This is a genomic window from Sharpea azabuensis DSM 18934, from assembly GCF_000702165.1.
Taxonomy (GTDB): Bacteria; Bacillota_I; Bacilli_A; order Erysipelotrichales; family Coprobacillaceae; genus Sharpea; species Sharpea azabuensis.
Window position 1 is genome coordinate 1 of sequence record NZ_JNKU01000021.1, and the last position, 23,245, is coordinate 23,245.

The window sequence follows — 23,245 nt, forward strand, 5'->3', positions numbered from 1 at the left end:
CAGTTTTTTAAAGCGAATTTAAAATTTGTCAGCTAAGACCCCACGATTTCTTAAAGCGAAATTCGTCAAACCCCACGATTATTTAAAGCGCCCAAAAAAACAGTCTGCCTTGACGAAAATCACTTCAATCAAAACAAACTGTTCTTCATATTTACTCTAATTTTATTTTATGCGAATAACTGATTTCACGAAATTTGCAGGTGAATCTGGAATATAAACAAGAGAAAAAAATAATTTTTAAACTCCATTTGGTCTTTTCGACGCCCCGCAAAGCTTTATTTATGGGCTTTTCCGCGATTTTTCAATCTACTCGAATTCAATTGTTCCTGGTGGTTTAGAAGTAATGTCATACATGACTCTGTTTACGCCACGTACTTCATTGATTATACGACTCATAACCGTGCTTAAGACTTCAAATGGAATATTGGCTGCTTCAGCAGTCATAAAGTCAATGGTATTGACAGCACGCAAAGCAATCGCATAGTCATATGTTCTTTCATCACCCATGACACCTACTGAACGCATATTTGTAAGAGCTGCGAAGTACTGACCGATGGAACGATCTAAGCCAGCCTTAGCGATTTCTTCACGATAAATAGCGTCAGCATCCTGGACAATACGTACTTTTTCTGGTGTAACTTCACCAATGATACGAATGCCCAAGCCTGGACCTGGGAATGGCTGTCTGAAGACTAAGTATTCTGGAATACCAAGTTCTAGACCAACCTTACGTACTTCATCTTTGAATAAGTTGCGTAATGGTTCAACGATTTCTTTAAAGTCTACATAATCTGGTAATCCACCAACATTATGATGAGACTTGATGACAGCTGATTCTCCACCTAATCCTGATTCAACAACATCAGGATAAATTGTTCCCTGAACCAAGAAGTCAACTGTACCAATTTTCTTGGCTTCTTCTTCAAAGACACGAATAAACTCTTCACCAATAATCTTACGCTTTCTTTCAGGTTCTATAACACCCTTAAGCTTTTCAAAATAACGAGAAGCAGCATCTACACGAATAAAGTTCAAGTCATAAGGTCCTTCTGGTCCAAAGACTGCCTCTACTTCATCGCCTTCATTCTTTCTAAGTAGTCCATGGTCGACAAATACACATGTTAGCTGTTTACCTACTGCCTTAGAAAGAAGAACAGCCGCAACAGAAGAATCTACGCCTCCTGAAAGGGCACATAGAACCTTACCATTACCAACCTTTTCTCTAATAGCCTTGATCTGTTCATCAACGAAATCAGCCATGATCCAGTCTTGTGAAAAGTGACATACATTAACGACAAAGTTTCTGATCATATCAGTACCCTGTTCAGTATGTAGAACTTCTGGATGGAACTGTATGCCATAAAGCTGGCGATCATCTGTTGACTCAAATGCGGCAACAGGACAGTTTTCAGAATGGGCAATACTCTTGAAGTTTGGACCTAATTGGCTAATATAGTCAAAGTGACTCATCCAAACGACTGAGTTTTCTTTTAAATCTTTAAATAATGGACTTGTTGTATCAAAATGGACATCTGTCTTGCCATATTCTCTAAAGTCAGCTCTTTCTACCTTGCCTCCAAGCAAGTGCTGCATAAGCTGTGCTCCATAACATAAGCCAAGAACTGGAATACCTAAATTGAAGAGCTCTTTACTATAAGTTGCAGCACCTTCAACATAGCAGCTATCAGGCCCACCTGTCAGGATAATTCCCTTAGGATGCATTGCTTTAATCTTTTCAATATCCGTTTTATAGGAATAGATTTCACAATAAACCTGATTCTCACGTACACGTCGTGCAACGAGCTGATTATATTGACCACCAAAGTCAATAACAATCATTAATTCGTTCTTCATGCATTTCTCCTTTTCCTTTATTTTATACCTCATAATATAATACAAAATATGACATATAGAAAGAATTACTTCTTATCTTCAAAGACATTACGTAAGACAATTGTCTGCTTACGATCAGGACCAACTGAGAACATATCAATTGGACAATGTACTAACTCAGAAATCTTATCAATATAGTTCTGAGCATTCACTGGTAATTCTTCAAATGAAGTAACATGTGAGATATCTTCACTCCAGCCTGGAAGTTCAATATAGAGTGGTTCTACTCTTTCTAAGTCTTCTACACATGCTGGTAAGGAATGAATCTCCTTGCCATCTAGTTTATAAGCATAGCAGAGTTTAAGTGTAGGGATGCCTGTTAATACATCCAGCAACATTAATGAAATACCTGTTAGAGAAGACATACGTCTGCTCTGGTTAACGACAACGGCATCAAACCAGCCGACACGTCTTGGACGTTTTGTGACTGTGCCATATTCATGACCTGCTTCACGAATCTGATGAGCGAGATCGCCATCAAGTTCTGTAGGGAAGGCACCAGCACCAACACGTGTTGTATAAGCTTTGACAATACCCACAACATCATCAAGATATAATGGACCAATAGAAGCCCCCGAACTTACACCATTGGCACCTGGGTTTGATGAAGTGACATATGGATATGTACCATAGTCAATATCCAACATTGTTCCCTGTGCACCTTCAAAGAGCACTTTCTTGTTTGCTTCAAAAGCTTCATCTAAGAATTCGCCTGTATCACAGACATAAGGCTTAATGACCTTTGCATATTCTTTATATTCTTCAAAGATCTGATCGGCATCAGCTTTTAAATCAGGATAAAGCTTTTTCTTAAAGCTAATGACCTGATGGAGTTTCTTATTAAAACGTTCTTCATTAATGAAGTCACCCATACGAATACCAACACGATCATATTTATCTACATAACATGGACCGATTCCACGACCTGTTGTGCCAATAGCTGCATCACCACGTAATGCTTCTTCCATGGCATCAATTTCAATATGATATGGAAGTAAGACCTGTGCACGATCGGAAATATGAATCTTATCCGTATTAATGCCTGCATCATTTAAGTATTTGATTTCTTCTAGTAAAGCCTTTGGATTAATGACCATGCCATTGCCCATGACAACTTCACCTGTTGTGAAGATACCTGAAGGAATAAGTCTTAATGCGAACTTCTTTCCATCATAGACAATTGTGTGACCAGCATTATTACCGCCTGAATATCTCACAACTAAATCAGCCTGTTGCGCAAGATAATCGGTTACCTTTCCCTTACCTTCATCGCCCCATTGGCTACCTACTACTACAACTCCTGCCATAAATTTCATCCTTTCTTGTCATATATGACTTCATGACATATTTATTATAATATGCTTGTTGATATAAGTAAAATTAATAAATATAATACTAGATATTAGGAGGACTAATATCATGAATACTAAGCTTGAACAATACCGTATCTTTAATGAGGCAGCAACAACCCTCTCTTTTTCTAAAGCAGCCCATCATCTCTACATCTCCCAATCCGCTGTTTCACAGGCAATCAACAGCCTCGAGAAGGAATTGGATGTTAAGCTATTTATCAGGCTTTCTAAAGGGGTCATTCTGACACCTGAAGGAGAAATGATGCACAAGAATATCGCTGAAGCATTAACACTGATATCATCAGCGGAAAACAAGCTGACAAGCTTCAAGGAGCTTAAAAGTGGCTCATTGACGATTGGTGCAGGTGATGCTTTATGTGAACATTATTTATTAAATTATATTGTGCATTTTCGCAAGCTTTATCCCAATATCAGCCTTAAGGTGGTCAATGGGACAAGTCTAGAAACAATCAAGATGGTTAAGAATGGTACAATTGATTTAGCTTTTGTGAATATGCCCTTATTTGATGAGGCTCTAACCATTAAGCCCTGTCTTGATGTTCATGATATCTTTGTGACCGGTCATCAAGATGATCATATTTATAGCTATGAAGAGATTGCCAGCCAGGAATTAATTATGTTGGAACGATTAAGCAATTCAAGACATTATATCGATCATATTTTCTCCACCAATGGTGTCCTGTTGAAGCCAGCCATGGAACTAGGTGCCTATGCCCTGCTTGTTCTTTTTGCGAAATATAATCTTGGTATTTCCTGCATTATTAAAGAATTTTCAGCACAAGAGCTAGAGCGTCATGAAATCTATGAGCTCAAGCTTGCGAGAGAGATTGCCCCACGACAGATTGGCTATGCCTACTTAAAGCGTAAAAGCTTAAGTGCAAGTGCGATGGAATTTATCAAGCTGCTTACTCATCCTCAAATGGGAAATGATAATCAAGATGATAACGATCTCTGATATCAAGGAATTCTTTCTGTACACTAATACCTAGTGGCACACCTTTATCCTTGCGTTCCATATAGGCCAGATATTCCTTTTCACCAGCTGTATAGATGCGTGTTGCACCTGGTGCTTTCTTACTAGCTCTTAGCTGACGACAGATTTCTCCTGTCGTCTTTCTTAATGTTTCTTCACCCATGAAGAATTCAGGATTAATGACAATAAAGAAATGTCCTAGTTCGATTGGTTTCTTGTTGCCATGTTCATCTTTACCTGATAAAGCCTTCATGAAGTTAGCGGCTGAAAGTCCACTTGAAAGCATTTCAACAACTGTGGCATAGCCATATCCCTTATAACCCGCAAGATCCTCGCCAATACCACCTAGTGGAGCAAGCGCTGCTTCGCCTTTAACGAGATCTTCAAGAATCTCTTTCGCATTTATCTTGCTTTCTCCATTTGCGCCAATGACAACCCCTGCTGGTACATCTTTATCAATTCTTGCATAGACTTCAATCTTGCCTCTTTGATAGATGGATGTCGCACAATCAAGAATAAAATCAAAATCTTCATCCGTTGGAATAGCAAATGTCAATGGATTTGTCCCAAGCATATTTTCTACGCCAAAAGTTGGTGCAATAGAGGGACGTGCATTTGTGCCGCAAATACCAATCATGCCTTTACTACTTGCCATGCTTGCCCAGTAACCAGCAATACCATAGTGTGTTGAATCACGAATAGCCCCCATCGCCATGCCATAGTTCTTAGCCTTTTCGATAAGTGATGTCATACACTTATAGCTTGCCACCATTCCCATACCATTATGAGCATCTGCTACAAGTGTTGTTGGTGTATCTTTGACAACTTCATAATTTGTAACAGGATTCTGAATGCCTGCCTCAATACGATCAAGATAGATTGGCTTGAAGCGATTACAGCCATGGCTTTCAATGCCTCTGCGATCACTTTCCAAAAGTACATCCGTACATATTTTGGCATCATCTTCAGGTACACCTGCATGAATAAATGCATCCGTCATAAAATGTTGTAATAAGTCCCAAGGGACATATGTTTTCTTTTCCATATAAAAAACCTCCTAATACTATTTTACCCAATCTGTTTCTTCAAAAATAGAAAAACAGGAATTGTTTAAAAAATAGTTAGGAAGTTTCCTCTTATTTCATTCCAAGCATCTTTAAGGCTCCAACAACGGCATAGATATCCGTTCCATCTTCCATCACATAGCGCTTTGATGTTATAGGTAATTCTTGATCTTTTAAGAATGCTAAGTCATCATGTCTTTTGATATTTTCTTTCTCAAAGATTTTCTTATATTTTTTAACAATCTTAGAACTTGTCACATGCATTTCATTATAGAGATCTTTTGTCAGCACATCACCATTGGCAGCCGTAATTGCGAATGTAGACATGCCATCATTAACTAATACATCTTCCATATGTTCAAACATGGCAAGAAGCATCGCTTTATACATACCTGATAAATGATAGTGTTCTAAAGAAACATAAAGCGTAAAGTCATAATTTTCCTCACCATTCATTTCTAAGAAATGTTGTATAACCGAAAGCATTTTATTGGCTGAAACATTGGCTCTAATGCATGTAGGCTCTATTTCATATCCTTCTTTAATAATTGCATCCGTTTCTATTCCTTTAATATATTCCATTACATTTTTCCTCACAATCCTGCATTTCTTTAATACTTTCAAAATTCAATGTATATTCATGGACATAAGTGATCTTGCCACTTTTCAAATACTCTTCAACTTCCTTAAAGTCCTCATAGGCTTCCTGATATTCTTCTAAAACATAAAGAATATGGGCATAATCTTTTAAAGAAACATAATAATAGTATTCTCTTGATTCTTTGTCCTTCTTGCGATACTGCTGACTTATCAGCAAGCATTCTTTTAAATAATCACGTGCGCTTTCAAGATGGCCCAATGCTTCTTCCACATAGCCCATATGACGCATAGCCAAAGAAAGGCTATAGGCTGAAGCAATGGTATGATAGCGATTGTTGATTTGTATGCGTAAGAGAAGATCGTCATAGAAGTACTGGTAGGCAAGATCATAGTTTTCATGATTGAAATAATGCCAGCCAATATTCATCAAGGCAATACCTTTTTCTGAATAATCATGATATTCTCCTCTATTCTTTGCCACCTGACTAACTTCTTCTAAGGCTTCTTGAAAATAGGACATAGCTTTATTTTTGTCATTGAGCTTTTCATAACAACGTCCTAATTTCTTATGAATAATGCTTTTAGAAAAGAGATTATCAATACTTTGATCTTTACAATCATCTTCAATAATCATTTCTTCCACCTTACAATAATATTGAATAGCTTGTTGATAGTCTTCTAAAACAAGAGAGGCATCACCCTTATATTCAATCGCCACAATAAGATCATCATGAACGAGATGTTCAGGTAGCCCACAAAGATATTGATAACTCTCTTCAAACATATCGAGTGCTTCCTGTTTATTCATATTTAAATGCATGATTCTTAAAGCAATCTGTCTTAAACCAATAGCCAGGGCATATTGATTATCATCACTCTTTTCTTCAAGCCACAATTTACGATATACCGCTAACTCTGCTTTATGAAAAAACAAAGAACGACTGTCATCATCAAGACGATGATAAATCAAGGCAATCCGTTCCAAGACATGACCATAGCGATAATCTTCTTCACATGCGGAGATTTGTGAAAAGAGATCTTGATAAGCTTTGAGCGCTTCTTCATCCTTCTCCTCAATAAACAAGATATCGGCAAGCTGTTCAAGGGCACTCGTGACATTATGACGATTGATATCATCATCATTCTCTTTGACAACTTCACTAAGAAGATCAGCAGCATTTTGATAACACTCTTCAGCCTTCTCATAAAGTGCTCTGGCCTTTAAGAACTGTCCATAGTTGGAATAATCGACAGCCAATAAAATCACATCATCTTCATCATAAACATCACGATCTTCATCAATCATCTCCTGAAAAAGCTCATCAATCTCACTTAAATGTCCTTCATCCTTTTCTTCAAGAAAATAATCCATCAAACGATCATTATAAAGCAAGTCATCAAATGACACATCTTCCCAATAAGAAAGCATCAGATCATAAAGCTCACTCAAACTAAAGTGACTTGAAATAGACACACTTTCAACATGAATATCACTTAACCCATTAGGTGATTGATAGCCATATTCAATTGTCAGCTGATGCTTCTCTAAATTGAGCCCAATATAACTCACAACCCGTTTAATTTCATAATCTTGTGAATCATATATGTATAATGTGATTTCATCCATGTCTCTACCTACCTTAAGCTTTCCCATTATATCAAAAAGGAGTAGAATAAATACAGGAGGATGGAAAAAAATGGATCAAAATTGTATTTTCTGTAAAATTGCGAATAAAGAGATTCCTGGTAAGGTTGTTTATGAGGATGATGTATGCATGGCCTTCTTAGATTTATCACAGGTCACTGATGGTCATACACTTGTCATTCCTAAAAAACATTATGCTTCTATTCTAGAAGTGGATGATGATGTATTGATGCATATGAGTGTTGTTGCCAAGAATCTTGCCAACAAGATTGTGAAAAAAATGGGTGCTAAGGGCTGCAATATTCTCTCTAATGCCAATGAAGTTGCTGGTCAGACAGTACATCATTTCCACATTCATATCATCCCTCGATATGAAGAAAATGAAGGCATTAAGATTCACTTTACTGATCGCTCACAAAATGTTGATCTTGAAGCAATCTACAAGAAAATCATGGACTAAAAAAATCACTACAATGTAGTGATTTTTTTATAGGGCATAAGCATTGACCATGCTGCTAATCTTATCAGCGATACGTTCTCTTCTTAACGCATCAGCTTTATCACTTGCCTTCGTGCAGGTATAGGCCTGGGCTAACTGATCAAGTGAGAAGGTTGAAGTGAAGAAGGTTGGCAGTTCATTAATCGCACGATAATTAAGAATAGTGCCAAGAATTTCATCCCTGCTCCAGGCTGTTACATTCTCATCTCCAAGTCCATCTATCAACAAGTAAGGTATATTGATGACCTGGTTCAGATAGCTTTCATCCTGCTCATAATTATTAAAGCTAGCCTTCATTTCATAAAGGAATGTGGACATATTCATAATGCCTACATCCTTTCCTTGACGTGCCAAGGCATTCATCAAGCTAGCTAACAATACTGTCTTGCCACTTCCGCTTTTACCCGAAAGATAAATGCCTTTAGCACTTGGATGTTTACGGTAATTAACGATAGCTTTAATAGCTACTTTCATATTCTCTGATAAATGCGTTGCATCCGTTACAAAGCTTGTTTTATTTAACTGAATAAGAGCCATCTTGTTTGACATATTATTGTAGACAAAATGTCTTAAAAGACTATTTTCTTCACGTTTCTCTTCACCAAAGCGACAATAAGAAAGCGTTGTAGAAATTGCATTGCCGTCAAAGACGAGCGTCTTACATAAGCCCTTGGAGACCTTAGGACAATAAGCTAGACCAGTACAAATAGCACATTCTTTCATATCTTCATCAAAACCAAGCAGTTCTGCCCAATAATCAGAAAGATGCTGATAGGTTAAATGATTGTCTTTGACAAACTTGGCAATAGTTGGATTGGTAATAAGTTCCTGTAAGCTTTTCTTCTTGATTTCTGAAATATCATCAAGCTCTATCTCCTGATCAATCTTTATCATGATGTCTCACCTTTCAATTCTTCAATAAGTTTCATAAAGTCATCATCATTGACACGCTCCTGGATATTTTGAGCTGGTGATGACTGTTTTGGCGTTTCACCTTTAACACTGCGTTCATAGCCCATGATCGCCTCATAAGCTTCTTTGGCTGTATGAAGATGTTTACGACTCCAGCTTGCGCCAATGGTTTCACAATAGCTACGATTCAATGTATGATCATTGTTGCCAAGCACATATTCCAATAAGACATTGACAACACCCGGAGTTAGATCTAGCTGCGTCATCAATGTTTCAGCAATAGCTAAATCATGCATGACAGGTTCCTTACCCCCCTGCTTTTCTTTCAACAATTGATAGGGAGAAATCGTTTCAAGATAGCTTAAATGCTGGCTGATTGGATCATTGGCAGATTGCTGGCTGCGATAGGCATCTGGCTGGGTATGGTAGACTTCTGAAAGCTGGCTGGTGCTATTGAGATGATAGAATTCCTGACATTTCTTCTTAAACAGTTCACGGTCAAAGTGATTATTCAGCACACTTTCTCTTGTCAGGGAAGCAAGCGCAATCGCATCGATATTATAGACGATTGCAAGCTGTACAATATAGTCTTTTTCATTGTCAATGATATAGGCTGGTAACTGATAATCACGTAATGTCTCATAAAACAAAGATAAGTCATAATCATAGATGAAATTGGCTTCTTTCTTATGGGCATAGTTGAATTTTGTTTTGAGTGGTGGTTTGTCATTAAGACGGATGTCAAAGACATCCTGAAAACGCGCTGTTATTTCTTCATAGCCAGACATCTTTTCCCCCGCAATACGGAAATAATCACGTACGCGCATGACATCATCACGACCTATGGTATGAATCAATAAGGTTGTAAGAATCTGGTTCGCAAAGAAATGTTTGACTGATAAAGGCATCTGTACACGCAGCAGATATTTTGTCTTGCCATCCTCACTATTGCGATAAGTTTTCAACAAGCCAATGGCCTCAAGCGTTTCGAGCACTTCTTGTAAGCGTGAGAGGGAAAGCCCAGAGTAGATCAATAGACGATCAATAGGACAAAGAACATGGAAACGGTCCATGCGCTTTGCCTCTGTATAAAGCAAGTTATAAAGCGTATAGCCTTCAATACCAATTAAGGGCTGATAGAGATAAATCAGCTCATCTTCCATCACACTATCAAGTGGATAGGCATATTCAGCTATATACATATCTGTCTTATAAAGTGCCATCCTTATTCACATCCTCTAATATCTTTAAGATCTGTCCTTCTAGATTTTCCAAATAACCACTATTATCAATGGTATACGTTGCCATCGCTTTCTTTTTGGCAAGTGGCATCTGAAGAGCGATACGATTCTTCGCTTCATCACTTGATAGATGATCTCTTTTCATCAAACGTTCTATCTGCCTATCCTCATCAAGATAAACACATATTGTCTTATCACAAAGCTTATCAAAATGCGCTTCAAATAGCAAAGGAACATCCAAGAATACGAGTTGATGAGAGCTTTTTGTGATATGGTCTTCCATCACCTGATAAACATAGGGATGAAGAATGCTTTCAAGAAGCTGACGCTTAGAAGCATCATGAAAGACAATTTGACCAATCTCATGACGGTTCACGCTATGAAAAGCCTCCTGAATAAGCTTATAACAGCCACTTTCTTTTTCATAGGCATGATGGACAATCTCATCGGCATCAACGACATCATAGCCATGCGTAATGAGATAATTCGTCACTGTTGACTTCCCGCTCGCAATACCACCTGTTATCCCAATAACAGTCTTACTTCCCATAAGTAACCTCATGAATGGCTTCTAGAAGACTGACTTCATCAATCGTATCCTGATGGGACATACGCTTAGCTTCATAGTCAATATAGCTAATACCATGATGTACAGCCGCAATCTCACTATAGAAATCATCACCATCAAGCTCTCTTGTCACGCTTTGGCTTTCACCTTCATAATTGACAGTGGCAGATGTTGGACGATAGAAGTAGTCCATTTCAATGCTGCCTTTTGTCCCAATGATTTTTCCTGAACGCTTGTTTTGAAGATCATCGATGGCACATTCAAAATAAGCCGTTGCCCCGTTCGCAAATGTCAATGTCACTTTGTCATGAATATCAATGCCATTTTTAAATGTTGCATCATTTTCAATATGTGTGACATCACTCTTGATGACATCAAGAATGCTTGCGACATTATAGACACCAACATCATAGAGTGCACCACCCATCTTTTGATCAAAGAGATAACTATCAGGTGAGACTTTATCCATGCTGTTGGAAGTGAAGAAATTCTCCACACGAACAATATCCCCAATTAAGCCTTTTTCAATTTGTCTATGAAGCACTTCTACAAGAGGGATGAATCTTGTCTTCATCGCTTCCATAAAGAAGAGATGATGCTCTCTCGCATAAGTCGTTGCCGTTATGGCTTCTTCTCTTGTCAGGAAAGCTGGCTTTTCGACAAGAACACATTTGCCATGTTTCAGTGATTCCATCACCCACTTGAAATGTAGCCCATGGGGCAAGGCAATATAGACGACATCGACATCCTCATCTTCCAACATTTCCTCATAATTTTCATAAAGAACGGCTGGATGATATTTTTCTTTGAATTCTTCACGTTTTTGTGCATTATGACTCGCACCGGCATAAAAGTCGGCTTCATCGAATTGGGCCAGGCTAGAAACAAAGCGATGTGCAATGTTGCCAAGTCCCATAACACCCCAGTGTAACATAACTTAGTACCTCCGTTTCTGGCAGACAGGACAATAATATGCCCCACGGCCATTCAATGTTATTTTCTTTATATCTGAACCACAGATAGAACATGTCTTTTGTTCATGAACATCAAGCTCTACCTGGAATAAGCCATGGATGCCATTGGCATCAAAGGAATGAATTGTTGTTCCACCCTGCTTGATGGCTTCATCAAGCACTTGACGTGAGACATCAATAAGTTCCTGTATGCGTTTCTTGCTTAAACGCTTGCCCCTTGTGCGAGGATCCATCCGCATCCTAAAACAGATTTCATTCGCATAAATATTACCAATTCCAGTCAAGATGGATTGATCAAGAAGCAATGTCTTGATTGGCAAGGATGATCGATGAATTTTTTCATAAACATCTTCAAACTTAGCATCTTGAGGCTCTTGACCAAGCTTGCTTAGTGGTGGTAAGTGGCGATAATTATCTTTATCGACAAGCATCATGCGACCAAACTTTCTTGTATCGTTGTAGCGTAAATCCGTATCATTGCTTAAATGAAAGATGACATGATCATGCTTATTGTATGGTGTACCTGTGGGCTTGATATTATATTTGCCTTCCATTCTTAAATGACTGATAAAGGCATAATCATCAAGAATAAAGATCAGATATTTCCCATAGCGATCAATATCAACGATATGTTGGTGGGTGAGCGCTTTTTGAAATAAGTCCACATCCCCCTCAATAATCTTCTGATAGCGTACTTCCACGCTTTTTATTTCCTGATGCAAAATAAAGTTCTTGAGCGTTCTTCTGACAGTCTCAACTTCTGGTAATTCTGGCATACTATTTTAAATCCGCCCAGTTTCTTGCATAATTGCCTTCCACAAGTAATGGCACATCAAGCTTGAAGCATGATTCCATTGCTTCCTTAACAACCTGCATAAATGTTTCCACTTCATCTTCATAGACATCAAAGATCAATTCATCATGAATCTGGAGAATGATCTTGCTTTTGAAATGATGTTCTTTAATGGCCTGATCAACCGCAATCATAGCCAGTTTCATAATATCAGCACCTGATCCCTGAATAGGAGCATTCATTGCAAAACGTTTAGCCTGTTCACGAACCATGAAATTCTTATCATGGATGGTTGGAATGTAGCGTTTACGATTGGCAACCGTGCTGACATAGCCTGTTTTTTCACAATCCTTGACAACCTGATCCATGTAAGTCTTGATTTCAGGATAGGTTTCAAAATATTTCGCAATAAAGAGTCTTGCTTCATCAAGCGTCATGTTATTCTGTCTTGAGAGCCTGAATTCACTCATGCCATAGATAATACCAAAGTTAATGGTCTTCGCCTGTCTTCTTTGCAGGCTTGTGACTTCTTCGTCCGGCACACCAAAGACAAGAGCTGCAGTATGGGCATGAATATCCTTGCCAGCTTTAAAGGCTTCAATCAGTCTTGTGACATGGGCAAGATGGGCAAGAATACGCAATTCAATTTGTGAATAGTCAAAGGAAACAAGATAGCCATGCTCACTTACAAAGGCCTTTCTGATTTTCTTGCCTTCTTCGCTTCTTACAGGAATATTCTGTAAGTTTGGGTCAACGGATGAAAGACGCCCTGTCTGTGTTAATGTCTGTTTATAGATGGTATGAATCTTGCCATCATCAAAGATCTGTTCCTGCAAGCCTTTGAGATAAGTTGAAGAGAGCTTTGTCTTCTGACGATATTCTAAGACTAATGGGACAATAGGATGCTGGTCGCTGATTTTTTCTAGGATATCCTGGCTTGTCGAATAACCTGTTTTTGTCTTCTTGCCACTCTTGAGACCAAGTTTCTCAAAGAGAATATCGCCTAGCTGTTTTGGTGAAGAGATCTTAAACTCTTCACCAGCGAGCTTGTAGATCTCCTGTTCAAGTTCTTCAATTTCTTGATCAAACTGCTGATCCATGCTGACGAGTACATCACGATCAACCTTCGCTCCCTGATATTCCATGTCGGCAAGAATATAAGTGACGGGCATTTCAATCTCTTCATAGAGATGATATTGTTCTTCATCCTTCAGTTTCTTAATTGCCACATCCTTCAGTTCATAAATAGCCTTGGCCTTTTCAAGTGTATCTCGAGCCACTTCATCAACTTCAGGCACATGTCTTTTAGCTCCCTTGCCATAGACCTCTTCTTCATAGCGCACACCATGATAATCATAATACTCGCTAACATCCTTCATATTTTCCTTCACACCCGGTGTTAGGACATATGTGGCAAGAGATAAATCAAAATCATAGCCCTTTACTTCTATATCATGCCAGGCACAGGCAAGAATCGCACCCTTAATCGCAAAGCCATCTTTTTTCTTCTTCTCATCTTTCATATAGCTTAAAAAGTGCGCATCTTTTAAGGCATCTTCAAAGCTGATATAATAGCTCGCTTCATCATTATAGATCCCAAAGCCTAAGATATCTGATTTATGATAGTTTTCATCAAAGATATTGACATAGACAGCACTCTCTTTGTTGATACTAGGAAGGATTTTGACAATCTCATAAGTCAATGGCTTTTCTTCTTTTTGTTCAGTATTGATTTCTAGCCCCTTTAATAAGGAATGCATATCATATTTCTGATAGAAAGCTTTGAGTGTATTGAAATCAAAGCCATCATAATGCGCAATATCCAAAGTGACATCCATTGGAATATCTCTAAGAATTGTGGCAACCTTCTTGCTCATAATGGCATTATCAATGCCATCTCTGACCTTTTCGCCAAGTTTTCCCTTAATTTCATCTTTATGTTCATTAATGCCTTCAATACTGCCATATTGATGAATAAGCTTTAAGGCTGTCTTTTCGCCAACACCCTTTATGCCAGGAATATTATCAGCGCTATCGCCCATCAGTCCAAGCAAATCTCTGACCTGATCGGGTTCAATATCCCATTTTTCTTTTAAAGCTGCCTTGTCATAAACATCGATGCCCGTTACACCTTTGACTGTACGATAGACCGTTGTCTGATCGCTCACAAGCTGGAAGGCATCTTTATCGCCTGTATAAATGGCGACTTGAAGATTATTGGCTTCCCCAAAAGCAGCTAGTGTACCAATAATATCATCACCCTCATAGCCTTCTAGTTCATAATAAGGAATATTATGGGCTGTCAGATATTCTCTTGCCATGGCAAACTGAGGAATCAGCTCATCAGGTGTTTTTGTACGTGTTGCTTTATAGCTATCAAGTAAATCATTTCTAAATGTATGTTTGCCATAATCAAAAGCAACTAAGACATAGTTGGATGGATTATCCGCAAGAATACGATCAATCATTCTCGCAAAGCCAAAGATTCCATTGGTTGGAATGCCATCCTTATTGATCATATAGTTACCCATATAACCTGTTGCATAGAATGCTTTAAAAAGTAATGAATTACCATCTATTAAAATTAATTGTTCCATGTATTTACTTCACTTTCTTGATTTGGTTCATCACAAGAGAAAGAGCATCTTCTCTTTTCTGGACACGTACATTCATTAAAACTGTACGGTCTTTTTCAAGAGGATGTGATGGGTCCTCACTATAACGTCGATATTGATTGCTGAAGATAGTTGCTTCTAATTCACCCGTATCATCATTGCCGCTAATAAAGGCCATCTGATTACCTTTCTTATCAACAATCACCTTAATACGATGAAGCACAACCATGACTAATATTGTCTTATTGACCATGCTTTCATCAATATCAGCCACATTGACAATAGGCAGATGCTTCTTACGATAGGCATTCTTCAGTATGGCAAGAGGATGCGTAGAAAGATAGAGCCCTAAGACATTCTTCTCATTTTCTAAACGATCCCACTTTGATTCCTTAAAATCACGCAGGATTGGTGGATCATCAACCGCAATGGTCGCCTTCAAATGCGCATATTCAACAATGGTCGCAAGATTACCTTTGATATAGGCACGATTGCTTTCAAACTCATCAAAAGCTCCAGCATCAATCAAGCTCTCTAATGCATTGGCAGGCATTCTGCTTGATTGCATTCGTGCAATATAATCATAGATATCGCTAAAAGGTCCATGTTCCTGTCGTTCTTGATCCAATGCTTTAAAGAGGGCATAGCCAATATTCTTGATGGCGGTTAATGAATAGCGAATACCACCATTTTCAACGACAAAACGATGCTTGGAATGATTGATGGATGGTCCAAGAATCTTGACACCATATCGCTTGCATTCTTCAATGACATGAAGCTTAGCTGTCTGGGAACTGCCTTCATTAGAGAGAATGGAGGCAAAGAAATAAAGTGGATAATTGGCTTTTAAATAGGCAAGCCAGTAAGCTACAACACCATAAGCAACAGAATGGGATTTATTAAAGCCATAATTCGCAAACTTTTCAATCAGTTCATAAATTTCAATAGCCTTCTTCTCACTATAGCCATTGGCAATAGCTCCCTGAATAAAACTTTCACGCATATCACTCATTGCCTGGGCATTCTTCTTGCTGACAGCCTTTCGCAAGATATCTGCTTTCCCTAAGCTGAAGTTTGCAACCTGGCGGGCAATCTGCATGATCTGTTCCTGGTAAATAATGATGCCATGGGTATCTTTTAAAATGGGAATCAGGCTTTCATCAACATATTGCATCCTGCCTTTATGGGCACGGTTTTCTAAATAGAGGGGAATATTTTCCATTGGTCCAGGACGATAAAGTGCGATAGCATCAACGATATCCATGAACGTTGTTGGACGCATTCTTTTAAGAAGATTACGCATTCCCTCACTTTCAAGCTGGAAGACACCATAGGTATCACCATTTGAGAGAAGCTGATAGGTTTTGGCATCATTAAGTGGGATGGTCGATAAATTAACAGTTTCCCCCGTATCTTTCTTGATATCTTCAAGGATATAACTAATCATCGTTAAGTTCTTTAAGCCCAGAAAGTCCATTTTTAGTACCCCGGCACTTTCAATATAATCCTTGGAGTACTGGGTCATAATCATGGAACTAGGCCCTCTAACTAATGGAACCATTTCCCGAAGAGGATTCTTAGAAATAACGACACCAGCAGCATGCATGGAAATATTACGTGGCAAATATTCTACTAAGCTCATTGGCTTAATTAAGCGCTGCAAGGCTTGTGTACCATCCACCATCTTCTTAAATGAAGAGGACGTCTGATACATTTCCGTGATGGATTTTCGATTCTTCGGTCCCGTTGGTACCATTTTGGCTAACATCTCTAAACGTGGAAGAGGCAAGCCCACAACCTTGCCAAGATCCTTGATGGCATTTCTTGGTCCATAGGTTGAGAAGGTGACAATCTGGGCAACACGTTCCTGACCATACTTGGCAATCACATAGTCAACAACTTCATCACGGCGATCATCTTCAAAGTCAATATCAATATCAGGCATGCTGACACGTTCTGGATTTAAGAAACGTTCAAACAGCAAATTGTATTTAAGTGGATCAATATTGGTAATGCCTAGCACATAGGCAACAAGTGAGCCAGCTGCTGATCCTCTGCCCGGTCCGACAAGAATACCATGTGTTTTTGCATAATGAACATAATCATAGACAATCAGGAAATAATCATCAAAGCCCATATCATGAATAACTTTCAGTTCATAAAAAAGTCTTGTCTTATAGCTTTCAGGAATCAACTGACCAAAAAAGCGTTTCTTTAAACCAACAATACATAGGCTTCTCAAATATTCATCATGGGGAGCCTGATGAGGTGTTGGATAATAAGGCAGATTCTTCATACCAGTAGGAATGGAAGCTTTGCATGTGTTCAGGACTTCTTCTGTATTCCTGAGAATCTCATGATCGAAAAGCATAGCTATTTCACTGCTGTTTTTAAGATAGCGTTGATTCGTATCACTTTCAAAATAAGGAGAAAGCGTCCGCGATTCTTTAGCCGCCTGCAGCAAGTCTACAGTAATGGCCTCCTGTGGTCTTAAATAGCGCACATCATTGCCCCAGACAACCTTCACATTTACAAAATTGGCAATAGCGAGTAAACGTTTATTATTGACTTCCTGATTGGCCAAGCCATGATTTTGCATCATCACAAGATAATTCTCACCAAAAGCTTCTTTAAAGCGACGCATATAGCGTTCAGCTTCCTTTTCCATATCCTTCGCAATATAGCGTTCAACAATGCCATCATCACTTGATGAAATGATATACAAGTGATGTTTATAAGTAAGCAATTCTTTGATATCAATAGCTTCCTCATCTGAAAGATTGATATCACTGACAATTCTAACAAGACTTAAATAGCCATCATCATCTTTTGCAAGAAGAGTGAAAGGATAGACTTCCTGATCAATCAAGATGGAAGCCTCAACACCAAAGATGGGCTTGATGTGATATTTCTGACAGGCTTCATAAAATTCAAAAGCACCATACATATTGTCCTTGTCACATAGAGCTAGAGCATCCATTTGTTTCTCTTTTGCCATTTTGACAAGCGCGTTAATCAAAATTGTGGATTCTTGAAAGCTATAACAGCTCTTTATTTGTAAATGTCCAAACATGCTTCCACCTCTTTTCACCCCATTATAACAAACTCTCCCCTTTCCTTCCACCTGCTTGCCTACAAAAAAAGAGCCTAGTTGCCTAGACTCCTTAAAATTATTCAATTCTTTCAAAATCACTAGCGCCATGCTTACATAATGGACATACAAAGTCTTCAGGTAATTCATCACCTTCATAAACATAACCACAAACCTTACATACCCAGCCTTTCTTGCCAGCTGTTTCTGGTTTTGGTTTAACATGATCCTGATAATAAGTATATGTCATTGTTGGCACTTTAGAAAGCACACGTGCTTCTTCAACTGTACAGATGTACATATGATGACTGCCAATATCAAGCTTGTTTTCAACCTTTAAGCTGATTACTGCGTTGATATACTGTGGGAGGATGGCTAAGCCATTATCAGTACGATGGAACTTCATATTTTCAAACTTGTTGACAGCTCTACCAGACTGGAAGCCATACTGCTTGAAGACTTCAAATGGTGCTTCTGTTGAAAGACAGTTGATATTCATGATGCCTGTCTTATCAATGATATGATCTGTGTAGTTCTTCTTGTTGATGCATACAGCAACTCTTGTTGGGCTATCAGCTACCTGGCTGACTGTGTTGACAATACAGCCATTGTCCATCTTGCCATCATTTGTCGTCACGACATAAAGACCATAACCTAATCTAAAGAGGGCTGTCATATCATTCTTGTTGGCTGTATCACTCGCTCCAACATATTCAGAACATAAATCGGATGCAAGAGCTTCAAGCTGTTTTGAACTTGTTTCATTAAGGGCTGACATGATATGCACAACATTTTCATTAAGATTGATATTCTTGAGTGTTGATAATTTCTTGATGATGACTTTAGCTGCCTGTGGAGCCCAAGTTCCATTTTCAATAATACCAATCGTCTTATTCTGATAGTTACGTTCAACTAAATGATCAATGAATTCATTCATGAATGGGAAAATATCAGCATTATATGTCGTTGTCGCAAGGACAAGCTTACCATAGGCAAAAGCATCTGCCACAGCTTCACTCATGTCACAGCGTGCTAAGTCATAGACTTTCACATCAGGACATTGATTGGCTTTTAATAAATTGACAAGCTTTTCAACAGCTGCCTTAGTATGGCCATAAACACTTGTATAAGCAATCATGACACCTTCTTTTTCTGTTTCATAACCGCTCCACTTCGTATAGAGGTCAAGATAATAGCCAAGCTTTTCCTTTAAGACAGGACCATGCAATGGGGCAATAATCTGAATATCAAGATCAGCTGCTTTCTTCAAGACATTTGTCACCTGCATACCATATTTACCAACAATGCCAATATAGTATCTTCTGCCTTCACTTTCCCAGTCTTCTTCAACATCCTGTGCACCAAATTTACCAAAGGCATCAGCCGAGAATAAGACCTTGTCAGTTGCATCATATGTAAACATAACTTCTGGCCAGTGAACCATTGGGGCAAAGACGAATGTCAGCTGATGATGACCTAAATCAAGTGTTCCACCATTTTCAACAACTAATCTCTTTGGGGCAATATCATTTCCAAAGAACTGTTCCATCATTTTAAATGTCTTGGCATTACCAACAACAGTAGCTTCTGGATAAACTTCCAAGAAGTTCTTAATATTAGCTGAATGGTCTGGTTCCATATGTTGTACAACAAGATAATCTGGTTTCTTATCTCCGAGTGTACTCGCAATATTATCGAGCCATTCATGTTTGAAATTCTGGTCTACTGTATCCATGACAAGAACCTTGTCATCGTCAATGATATATGAGTTGTAGCACATACCATGAGGGACCTTATACTGACCTTCAAATAGATCTATCTTATGGTCATTCACACCTACATAATAGATACTATCAGTTACTTTATACATAGTAAAACTTCCTCCTTTTAATACCTACCCTATATCTTAAAGTAAGCTCTTTCTTTTTACAATCAGTATAACTCATTTTTTCACAAAAAAGAGATTTCAAAATCAATAGACCTCAAAATCTCCTTTTCCTTATCTTCCTCTTACAAACATACGACTTACAAAAGCCATGTTGATCTCTTTGATTTCACGTTTTCCATCAATATAGTCACGATACATATCAAAAGGATCTCCAGCCCCAAACACCCCACATCCTGAGCAGTTTTCACAACCTGCTGAATCATCACAATTCAATGCTTCCTGAATGATCTTGAGACGTTCTTCTCTTGTCGTATCTTTAATGAGTGTACTTTTCATATCCATCACCCTACCTACCATCATACTAGTTCAGTAGGTTGTTGATGTCAAAGAAAACACTTTATAAGATGAAAAGTTCTAAAGCATGCTTGTCATGCCACCATCAACAACAAGCAGCTGTCCTGTTGTATAGGTGCAGGCGTCACTCGCAAAGTAAATAAGTGCGCCATTCATTTCACCCTCACGGCCAAATCTCTTGAGGGCGACACGGTTCTTAAGGACTAATGAACCAGGTGCATCCAAAGCGTCATGAGTCATTTCTGTGTCATAGACACCAGGAGCAATCGCATTGACAAGAATATTATATGGTGCTAAATCTCCAGCCATGGCCTTTGTCAGATTGACAACACCGCCCTTAGCGGCAAAGTAGCTCACTTGTGATGGACCAGCCTGAATACCGCCTACTGAAGCAATATTGATAATACGTCCATATTTCTGCTTCATCATGACTTTTGAAACTTCACGTCCCATCAAGAACACACCCTTAAGATCCGTATTGAGTACTTTGTCCCATTGAGCTGTTGTATGATCACTTAAACCACTTGAATATTCCACAACACCAGCATTATTGACAAGAATATCAATATGGCCAAAATAATCTGCCACTTCTTTAACTGCCTGGCAAATACTTTCTTCATTTGTGACATCACAAGTTACCGCTAGGCAATCATGGCCATTTTTCTTCAATTCTTCAGCAAGCTTTTCAAGACGTTCTTTTCTTCTTGCGAGAATGGCAACATCACAGCCCTGTTCGCTTAAAGCTGTCGCAAATTGTCTGCCTAAGCCGCTTGATGCGCCTGTTACAATGGCAACTTTGCCTGTTAAATCAAATGTAATCATATTATCCCTCTATTCCATAATGCGGATGGCATGATAAGCTTCATGGACCGCTGTTAATATTTTTCTTGGTGCAACTGCATCACCGATAATGGCAACATCTTCATATTTTTCTTCAAGAAGATCTTCAAGTTCATTATTTGGTTTAAAGCCAACAGCATTAAGAACAGTATCACATTCTAGTGTGATTTTCTGACCATCTCTTTCAAATGTTACACTTGTAGGTGTGATATTTGTGACTTTCGCATTTGTTTCTTTTTTAACACCGCGATCTTTGATCATCTTTCTTAAATGTTGATCATTATTAAGGCAATGATTAGCGGTATAAAGAATATCTGGACACATTTCTACCAAAGTCACATCGCCACCCTTACCAGCAATATCACATGCTGCTTCACTGCCAGCTAAACCAGCACCAATAACAACAACTTTCTTTCCGACAGTTGCCTGATGTGTCAAATAATCACTAGCTAGAACTGTTGTTTCAATGCCAGGAACAGGAGGCTTAGCAGGTGTTGAACCTGTAGCAAGAATGACTTTATCGTATCCTTCAGGAAGATTATCCGCTGATATTGGTGTGGATAGATGCACATTAACATCAAGTTTTTGACACTGTGTTTTTAGGTAGTCAATAAGCTTGAGTACATCAGCCTTGAAATCAGGTCCACCAGCAGCCCATAAAGTACCACCTAGTCTATCTTCTTTTTCATAAAGATCAACATCAAAGCCACGGCGTCTTGCGGTTATGGCTGCCATCATGCCACCAGGACCACCGCCAATAACAAGTACTTTACGTTTTAAGCCATTTGGCTTTGGAAGAGCATAGGCTTTTTCGGCATAACATAATGGATTGACAGCACAATAATAATGCTTGCCACTAAAGCCGGATAATAGACATTCATTACAGCCCACACATGGTGCAATATCTTCAGGATGTCCAGCTTTTACTTTCTTTGGCCAATAAGGATCAGCAAGCATCTGATGCGCTAGGCCAACATAATCCAAGATACCATCTTCAATAGCTTTCTTGGCTACCTCTGGATCTTTTAAATTACCATCACCTAACACTGGAACACTGACGACATCTTTAATGGCCTTTTGGACATCAAGCTTAAATCCTGGCTTGCTGTAGACTGTAGTAATAGCCTGGAACCATTCTTCATAGCAGCCTGTATCAACATGAAGGGCATCAACACCAGCCTTTTCAAGAATTTTTGCCATTTCAATGCCTTCATCGATTGTTCTAAAGCCTTCAACTCTCTGATGAGGTGTGAATTTCACAAGCAGTGGCATATTGGCAGGAATATTCTTTCTAATCGCATCAATACATTCTAATGTGAAACGCATTCTATTTTCCAACGATCCACCATATTCATCCGTTCTATTATTCCATTGAACTGAATGGAACTGATCTAATAAATATCCACCATATGCATGTAATTCAACACAATCAGCCCCCGCATTAACAGCTAGCGAGGCACTATAGCCAATCTTTTCAACTAAGTAATGAATATCATCTTTAGAGAATGGCTTACAGATTAAATTTGGAAACCAGAAAGCAGGTACACTGCCGGCACTATAAGGTGGTGTAAATGGATCAGTAAACTGCTGTCTGCCTAGTCCTGGAGAGAGCTGTACGCATACCTTTGCCCCATAGGCATGACATCTCTCGATAAGCATATTGAGTCGTTCCACATGATGGAAATCAGATAGCTCTGTACATGGTCTTGGTTCAAACTTCGTAGAAACAACATTTGCCCCGGTTATAATAAGACCAGCCCCACCTTTTGCACGTTCTTCAAAATAATCGATACCCTCATTACAATAGGCACCATCAGCCTCTCCTGTCGTTCCCATTGGTGACATGAAGATTCTGTTCTTTAGTTTCATCTTACCAATATAGGTTTTGTCAAATAAACTTCTTGCCATAACGCTTCCTCCTT

General features: G+C 38.7%; 18 protein-coding genes. 2 read left to right on the forward strand and 16 right to left on the reverse strand.

Annotated features, from left to right (window positions below; genetic code table 11):
- Positions 1–306: 306 nt before the first annotated feature.
- Together guaA and T529_RS0105405 are read right to left on the reverse strand one after the other, a co-directional pair.
- Positions 307–1,854 (reverse strand): glutamine-hydrolyzing GMP synthase, encoded by a 1,548-nt coding sequence (gene guaA / locus T529_RS0105400; RefSeq protein WP_033162599.1) that lies wholly within the window; start codon positions 1,852–1,854, stop codon positions 307–309.
- A gap of 65 nt (positions 1,855–1,919) precedes the next feature.
- Positions 1,920–3,200 carry an adenylosuccinate synthase gene (locus T529_RS0105405; protein WP_033162600.1) on the reverse strand — a complete coding sequence of 427 codons (1,281 nt, stop codon included), beginning with the start codon at positions 3,198–3,200 and terminating at the stop codon, positions 1,920–1,922.
- A gap of 112 nt (positions 3,201–3,312) precedes the next feature.
- Here T529_RS0105405 and T529_RS0105410 point away from each other — a divergent pair, with 112 nt between their 5' ends.
- Positions 3,313–4,221 carry a LysR family transcriptional regulator gene (locus T529_RS0105410; protein ID WP_033162601.1) on the forward strand — a complete coding sequence of 303 codons (909 nt, stop codon included), beginning with the start codon at positions 3,313–3,315 and terminating at the stop codon, positions 4,219–4,221.
- Here the strand turns inward: T529_RS0105410 and T529_RS0105415 are convergent.
- The 3 genes from T529_RS0105415 to T529_RS0105425 form a co-directional block, all read right to left on the reverse strand.
- Positions 4,172–5,284: an Ldh family oxidoreductase gene (locus T529_RS0105415; RefSeq protein WP_033162602.1), complete on the reverse strand. Its 1,113-nt coding sequence runs from the start codon at positions 5,282–5,284 to the stop codon at positions 4,172–4,174. The two genes, T529_RS0105410 and T529_RS0105415, sit on opposite strands and share 50 nt — an antisense overlap.
- 91 nt (positions 5,285–5,375) lie before the next feature.
- Entirely contained in the window at positions 5,376–5,885 is a 510-nt protein-coding gene (locus T529_RS0105420; protein ID WP_033162603.1) for a hypothetical protein, read from the reverse strand.
- Complete coding sequence (locus tag T529_RS0105425) at positions 5,872–7,530, reverse strand: ATP-binding protein (protein ID WP_033162604.1); 1,659 nt, start codon at positions 7,528–7,530, stop codon at positions 5,872–5,874. The genes T529_RS0105420 and T529_RS0105425 overlap by 14 nt, the downstream gene beginning before the upstream one ends.
- A gap of 70 nt (positions 7,531–7,600) precedes the next feature.
- On the opposite strand from T529_RS0105425, the gene T529_RS0105430 reads away from it, so the two are divergent.
- A complete protein-coding gene (locus T529_RS0105430) occupies positions 7,601–8,008 on the forward strand; it encodes an HIT family protein (RefSeq protein ID WP_033162605.1) in 408 nt (135 codons plus the stop codon).
- A 27-nt stretch (positions 8,009–8,035) separates the two neighbouring features.
- Here T529_RS0105430 and T529_RS0105435 read toward each other — a convergent pair whose 3' ends face one another.
- The 11 genes from T529_RS0105435 to T529_RS0105485 all read right to left on the reverse strand — a co-directional run bounded on the left by T529_RS0105435 (position 8,036) and on the right by T529_RS0105485 (position 23,231).
- Complete coding sequence (locus tag T529_RS0105435; protein ID WP_033162606.1) at positions 8,036–8,941, reverse strand: ATP-binding protein; 906 nt, start codon at positions 8,939–8,941, stop codon at positions 8,036–8,038.
- Positions 8,938–10,182, reverse strand: coding sequence for a DnaD domain protein (locus T529_RS0105440; protein WP_033162607.1), 1,245 nt, complete (start codon positions 10,180–10,182; stop codon positions 8,938–8,940). Before T529_RS0105440 ends, T529_RS0105435 begins: the two co-directional genes overlap by 4 nt.
- Positions 10,169–10,750, reverse strand: a complete 582-nt coding sequence (coaE, locus tag T529_RS0105445; RefSeq protein ID WP_033162608.1) for a dephospho-CoA kinase — start codon at positions 10,748–10,750, stop codon at positions 10,169–10,171. The genes T529_RS0105440 and coaE overlap by 14 nt, the downstream gene beginning before the upstream one ends.
- Positions 10,740–11,702 carry a Gfo/Idh/MocA family protein gene (locus T529_RS0105450; RefSeq protein WP_033162609.1) on the reverse strand — a complete coding sequence of 321 codons (963 nt, stop codon included), beginning with the start codon at positions 11,700–11,702 and terminating at the stop codon, positions 10,740–10,742. Before T529_RS0105450 ends, coaE begins: the two co-directional genes overlap by 11 nt.
- Before the next feature lie 3 nt (positions 11,703–11,705).
- Positions 11,706–12,518 (reverse strand): DNA-formamidopyrimidine glycosylase, encoded by an 813-nt coding sequence (mutM, locus tag T529_RS0105455; RefSeq protein WP_033162610.1) that lies wholly within the window; start codon positions 12,516–12,518, stop codon positions 11,706–11,708.
- Between the two features lies 1 nt (position 12,519).
- Entirely contained in the window at positions 12,520–15,132 is a 2,613-nt protein-coding gene (gene polA / locus T529_RS0105460; RefSeq protein ID WP_033162611.1) for a DNA polymerase I, read from the reverse strand.
- Positions 15,133–15,136: 4 nt separating this feature from the next.
- A complete protein-coding gene (gene dnaE / locus T529_RS0105465; RefSeq protein WP_033162612.1) occupies positions 15,137–18,223 on the reverse strand; it encodes a DNA polymerase III subunit alpha in 3,087 nt (1,028 codons plus the stop codon).
- A 97-nt stretch (positions 18,224–18,320) separates the two neighbouring features.
- Positions 18,321–20,111: a flavin reductase gene (locus T529_RS0105470; RefSeq protein WP_033162613.1), complete on the reverse strand. Its 1,791-nt coding sequence runs from the start codon at positions 20,109–20,111 to the stop codon at positions 18,321–18,323.
- Between the two features lie 129 nt (positions 20,112–20,240).
- Positions 20,241–20,465, reverse strand: a complete 225-nt coding sequence (locus tag T529_RS0105475; RefSeq protein ID WP_051646871.1) for a hypothetical protein — start codon at positions 20,463–20,465, stop codon at positions 20,241–20,243.
- Between the two features lie 78 nt (positions 20,466–20,543).
- Complete coding sequence (locus T529_RS0105480) at positions 20,544–21,305, reverse strand: SDR family NAD(P)-dependent oxidoreductase (protein WP_033162614.1); 762 nt, start codon at positions 21,303–21,305, stop codon at positions 20,544–20,546.
- A 9-nt stretch (positions 21,306–21,314) separates the two neighbouring features.
- The gene (locus tag T529_RS0105485) at positions 21,315–23,231 is read right to left on the reverse strand and encodes an NAD(P)/FAD-dependent oxidoreductase (protein WP_033162615.1); all 1,917 of its coding nucleotides are present in this window, start codon (positions 23,229–23,231) and stop codon (positions 21,315–21,317) included.
- Positions 23,232–23,245: the final 14 nt, after the last annotated feature.